The sequence below is a fragment of the Nonomuraea antri genome (assembly GCF_013283785.1).
Taxonomy (GTDB): domain Bacteria; phylum Actinomycetota; class Actinomycetes; order Streptosporangiales; family Streptosporangiaceae; genus Nonomuraea; species Nonomuraea antri.
Window position 1 is genome coordinate 1 of sequence record NZ_JABCPZ010000415.1, and the last position, 4,369, is coordinate 4,369.

Consider the following 4,369-nt stretch of genomic DNA (forward strand, 5'->3'; position numbering starts at 1 on the left):
TCCTGGCGATGATGGTCTCCGGCGCTGTCGCCGTCACCATCTCGGCCGCGCGCCGCCGGCGGCGTCCGGCCACGATCGGGTTCGCGGTGCTGACGCTGGTGCTGCTGTACGCGCTGGCCGAGAACATCAGGGAGAAACCGGATGGCATCGCCATCTCCGCCCTGTTCATCCTGGGCGTGATCGTGGTGTCGCTGATCTCCCGAGTGTCGCGCACGACCGAGCTGCGCGCCGACCGGATCGAGTTCGACGAGGCCGCCCGGCGATTCGTCACCGACTCCCTGGCCCACGACCGGTCGCTGAACCTGATCGCGCACCGGCGCGGCGAACGCGACGACGCGGCCGAGTACGCGGCCAAGGAGTCACAGCAGCGCGGCATCAACCCGGTGCCCGGGCCGGCCGACGTGCTGTTCCTGGAGATCGACGTGGTCGACCCGTCCAGCTTCAGCCACGTGCTGCGGGTACGCGGCCACCAGGTGGACGGGCACCGCGTGCTGCGCGCCGGCAGCCCGGCCGCGCCCAACGCGATCGCCGCCATCCTGCTCGCGCTGCGCGACGCCACCGGGGTGCGGCCGCACTGCTACTTCGAGTGGGCCGAGGGCTCGCCCCTGATGCACCTGCTGCGCTACCTGATCCTCGGACGCGGGGACACGGCGCCGGTGGTGCGGGAGATCCTGCGCAAGAGCGAGCCCGACCCGGCCCGCCGCCCCGGCGTGCACGTCGGCTGACCGCCGCCTACACCCGGCGGGGCGGCGGGGGCCGGTTTCAGGCGGCCGGGTACGCCGGCGGGCGTACCCGCCGACGGGCCGCGCGGCCGATTCGCCGGGTGGGCCCCGCCGGGGATCCTGGCAGCAGGAACCCCGGAGGAGGCGACCATGACCACGACCGTGACCGGCCTGCCGGCCCCGACCCAGGCCCAGGCCCAGACGCAGGCTCCGACTGAGGCCCCGGCGCAGGCCCGGACACCGGCCCCGGCGCAGCCCCCGGCCAGGGCTGGGCGGCGGAGGCGGCCGATGTTGTCGCGTGGCTGGCGCAAGGCGGTCGTGCTGGCGCACGTGATCGCCTCCGTCGGCTGGCTGGGCATGACCGTGGTGCTCGTCGTCCTCACGGTGGCCGCGCTCGGCCTGACCGACCCGGACCTGCTGCGGGCCGCCTACGGGTTCCAGCGGCTGCTGGTCGGCACGGTGATCATCCCGTCGGCGATCACCACGATCGTGACCGGCCTGGTGTTGTCGCTGATGACGCCGTGGGGCCTGGTCCGGCACTGGTGGCCGCTGGTGAAACTGGTGGCCACGGTGGGCACGATCGCGCTCACCGTCAGCCACTCGCCGGGCGCCGTCGCCTACGTCATCGAGCACGCCGCCACCGTGGACGCCGCCTACCGCGGGGTCCAGCGGGAGCTGGTCGCGCTCGCGGTGCTGCACCCGGTCGCGCTCGGCCTGGTGACCTGGGTCTCGTTCTACAAGCCGTGGGGCCGGGTACGGCGGGAGGCGAGCCCGGGGCAGGCGTAATGAGCATGCCTTTTCGTCCCTTCTGGGCTATGGTCGGCGCTATGACGGGACCGTGGAGAACACCACGCGGGCCCATCGCGTTCACCGGCGCGATGGGCCTGGTCCTGTTGTCCCTGCTGCTGGCCGGCTCCCTGTTCGGCGCGTACGGCGAGGACTCCGCCGGCCGGGCGCCGCTCACCTCGGGCGAGACGTGGAGCGCGGGCGTGTGGGACATGCGCATGCCCAGCCTGCCTCCGCAGGGGCTGAGCATGCGCGAGCACCACGTGTTGTCGCTGTGGCCGCGGCTGCGTGACGACCGGCGTGCCGCCGTAGCGCACCTGGCGCTGCTGCCCACACCCGGACGCGACGCCCACGAGCTGCGCGATCCCCAGCAGTTCGCGCACCGCACCGCGGGGTCGCGCAGCCCGCCGCCGAGCTAGCCGACGACGTCTCTCCTTCCCCCGTGTGCCGCAGACGCGCCGCGGGGTTCTTCGCGCATGCCCGGCCCGCCGGGCGGACGCCGCCTCTCGTGCGCGTCCGCCGGTCTGCCCGCATGCGCGCCTCTCATCGTTCAGAAGGGACTTCAGCATGTCCGAACTCGGCGGAACGCCCCACCTCAGCAGCGTCCAGGCCCAGGCCCTGCGGCTGGAGCTGCAGGAACAGCTGGCCCGGCGCAGCAGCCAGCTGCTCGGCCTGCAGGCCGACGCGAGCGAGACCACCGGAGCCGATGACTCCTGGCAGGAACTGCTCGTCTCCCTGGCGGCGGCCGACCGCGCCATCGCCGAACTCACCAACGCGCTCGACCAGCTGACCACGGGCGAGTACGGCCGCTGCGCCCACTGCGAGCGGGGCATCCCGTTCGAGCGGCTCAAGATCCGGCCGCTGGCCCGCTACTGCATCGACTGCCAGCGCCGCAACGAAGCCGCCTGAGCGGCGCGCGGGCCGGCGTCCACGCGGACGCCGGCCAGGCGCGTGCACGAATGCCGGGGGAATCGCGGAAAGAATGTCCGTGACAACGCGGGCGCTCAGCCGGTAAAGCCTGAAATGGAAACATTTTCAATAGGAAGCATTATCGCTACGCTCGTCACCCATGAATCCCCTGCATCCCATGCGATGGGCGGCGGCGCTGACCCTGGCCGCCGCCTTATCCGTGGCCGCCCCGGCACACGCCCACGAGGCGGCCACCACCCTCCCGGCCACCGCTTCACCCGCGGGCACCGTTTCATCCGCGGGCACCGTCCTGCGCGGGCTCGACCTCGATCGCGCGACCGTACTCGACATGCAGGACGCGATGAACCGCGGCCGCTTCGACGCGGCCACGCTCACCCGCTTCTACCTCGACCGCATCCGCCGGATGGATCCGCTGCTGCACGCGGTCGTCCAGACCAACCCGGCCGCGTTGCACGAGGCCCGGCGCAGTGACCAGCGCCGCCGGCACGGCGCGCGCGGCCCGCTGGAAGGCATCCCGGTCCTGCTCAAGGACAACATCGACACCACCGCGCCGCTGCGCACGACCGCCGGCTCGTTCGCCCTGTACGGCGCCCGCCCGGCCAAGGACGCCTTCCTGGTGCAGCGGCTGCGCGCGGCCGGAGCGGTGATCCTGGGCAAGGCCAACCTGTCCGAGTGGGCGAACTTCCGCTCCAGCCCGTCCTCCAGCGGCTGGAGCGCGGTACGCGGCCAGACCAACAACCCGCACGTGCTGGACCGCAACCCGTGCGGATCGAGCAGCGGCTCGGCGGTGGCCGTCGCCGCGAGCCTGGCCGCCGTCACCATCGGCACCGAGACCGACGGCTCGATCGTCTGCCCGGCGGGCGTCAACGGCGTCGTCGGCATCAAGCCCACGATCGGCCTGGTCAGCAGGGGCGGCGTGGTGCCGCTGTCGCTGGCCCAGGACACCGCGGGCCCGATCACCAGGAACGTCACCGACGCCGCCGTGGTGCTCCAGGCCATCCAGGGCGTCGACCCGCGCGACCCGGCCACCGTGCCCGACGGCGACCGCGACTACCGGGCGGCGCTGCGGCCCGACGCGCTGGCCGGCAAGCGGATCGGCGTCTGGCGCTCGGTCGCCGGCGACAACCAGGACGTGCTCGCCACCCTCGACGCCGCCGTCGCCACGTTCAAGGCCCGCGGCGCGACCGTCGTGGACGGCCTCGAACTGGCCGGGCTCGACCAGGTCGGCGCGGCCGAGTTCCCGGCGCTGCTGACCGAGTTCAAGCACGACCTGAACGCCTACCTGGCCGCCACCCCTGGACGGCACCCGTCCGACCTGGCCGGGCTGATCGCCTTCAACAAGCGGCACGCCGCCACCGAGCTGCGTTACTTCGGCCAGGAGCTGTTCGAGCAGGCCCAGGCCACCAGCGGTGATCTGAACGACCCCGCCTACCGCGAGCTCAGGGGGAAGGCGACCACGCTGGCCAGGAAGGCGATCGACGACGTGGTGGCCGAGCACCGGCTCGACGCCGTGCTCGCCCCGACCAACCACGCGGCCTGGCTGACCGACCTGACCAAGGGCGACGACTTCACCGGTTTCGTCAGCTCGTCCATGCCGTCGGCCGTCTCCGGGTATCCGGCGATCACCGTCCCCGCCGGTTACGCCAAGGGCGTGCTGCCGCTCGGCGTCACGTTCTTCGGCGGCCGGTTCGCCGAGTCGGGGCTGATCTCGCTGGCGTACGCGTTCGAGCAGGCCGGCCAGGTACGCAAGCCGCCGGGTTACCTGCGCACGCTGCCCTGACGCCCGGCGCGTCCCCGCCCGGCCGGTCAGCCGGCGGGGCGGGGCGCGACGGTGGGCAGCGATCAGATGAAAGCGATCAGGTGAAAAGGGCACCGGCGGCCGTGGACCCGTTTCGGGGTGTGGCGAGGAAAGGCCGAGAACGGTTGACATC

General features: G+C 72.9%; 4 protein-coding genes and 1 pseudogene. All 5 read left to right on the forward strand.

Annotated elements, in window-relative coordinates; all coding sequences use genetic code 11:
* Positions 1-725 (forward strand): annotated as a pseudogene (locus HII36_RS53530) (amino acid transporter); the annotation flags it as partial.
* 147 nt (positions 726-872) lie between these two features.
* Entirely contained in the window at positions 873-1,508 is a 636-nt protein-coding gene (locus HII36_RS53535) for a hypothetical protein (protein WP_173531087.1), read from the forward strand.
* Positions 1,509-1,549: 41 nt separating this feature from the next.
* Positions 1,550-1,927 (forward strand): hypothetical protein, encoded by a 378-nt coding sequence (locus HII36_RS53540; protein WP_173531088.1) that lies wholly within the window; start codon positions 1,550-1,552, stop codon positions 1,925-1,927.
* 148 nt (positions 1,928-2,075) lie between these two features.
* Positions 2,076-2,417, forward strand: coding sequence for a TraR/DksA family transcriptional regulator (locus HII36_RS53545; RefSeq protein ID WP_173531089.1), 342 nt, complete (start codon positions 2,076-2,078; stop codon positions 2,415-2,417).
* Positions 2,418-2,577: 160 nt separating this feature from the next.
* Positions 2,578-4,218 (forward strand): amidase, encoded by a 1,641-nt coding sequence (locus tag HII36_RS53550; protein WP_217371093.1) that lies wholly within the window; start codon positions 2,578-2,580, stop codon positions 4,216-4,218.
* Positions 4,219-4,369 lie beyond the last annotated feature (151 nt).

Coding starts and splice junctions, on each gene's coding strand:
- HII36_RS53545 (WP_173531089.1), top strand. CDS start 2,076: ATGTCCGAACTCGGCGGAACGCCCCACCTCAGCAGCGTCCAGGCCCAG.
- HII36_RS53550 (WP_217371093.1), top strand. CDS start 2,578: ATGAATCCCCTGCATCCCATGCGATGGGCGGCGGCGCTGACCCTGGCC.
- HII36_RS53540 (WP_173531088.1), top strand. CDS start 1,550: ATGACGGGACCGTGGAGAACACCACGCGGGCCCATCGCGTTCACCGGC.
- HII36_RS53535 (WP_173531087.1), top strand. CDS start 873: ATGACCACGACCGTGACCGGCCTGCCGGCCCCGACCCAGGCCCAGGCC.